Origin of the sequence: Acinetobacter sp. UBA5934 (assembly GCF_002430855.1) — a bacterium.
Classification (GTDB): Bacteria; Pseudomonadota; Gammaproteobacteria; order Pseudomonadales; family Moraxellaceae; genus Acinetobacter.
The window spans coordinates 42,189-42,693 of the sequence record NZ_DJDC01000191.1 but is presented as its reverse complement, the minus strand read 5'-3'; the positions used below and the strand labels follow the sequence as shown (position 1 = coordinate 42,693).

At 42.0% G+C, this 505-nt stretch carries 2 protein-coding genes; both read left to right on the top strand.

Annotated elements, in window-relative coordinates; translation table 11 throughout:
* Positions 1 to 373 (top strand): MFS transporter (locus B2Y23_RS14255; RefSeq protein WP_291371512.1); only part of this gene is annotated, 373 nt, incomplete at its 5' end.
* A gap of 15 nt (positions 374 to 388) precedes the next feature.
* Positions 389 to 505 (top strand): LysR family transcriptional regulator (locus tag B2Y23_RS14250; protein WP_291371541.1); only part of this gene is annotated, 117 nt, incomplete at its 3' end.

Sequence of the window (505 nt, the reverse complement as noted above, 5' to 3'; positions counted from 1 at the left end):
TCGCAAGGGCGCCAGTGCAGTCATTTATCCTTCCTTTATTTTCTTTGCCATCGGTCTGGTCGTGGTCAGTCTGATCTCCAATCAATGGCTGCTCTGGTTATCTGCTATATTTATTGGTATTGGTTATGGCTCACTGTTTCCATGTTTTCAAACTATTGCCATTCAGTCTGTCGCCAAACAGCGTATGGGACATGCCATTTCCACATTCTTTACCCTGTTTGATTTGGGCATGGCAATCGGTTCAGTCATTTTAGGATTGATGATTGCCTATTATGGTTATCAACTGAGTTATTTATTCTGTGCTGGAATTACTGTACTAACGCTATTTGTTTATAAATACACAGTTTCGGCATCACTGAAGCAACCTAAATAAAGAGAGGTCCGGCACGTGGAATTACGTCATTTACGCTATTTTGTTGCTGTTGCACAAGAACTGAATTTTACCAAGGCAGCACAGCGCATGTGTACGGTGCAACCCTCTTTGAGCCAGCAAATTAAAGATCTG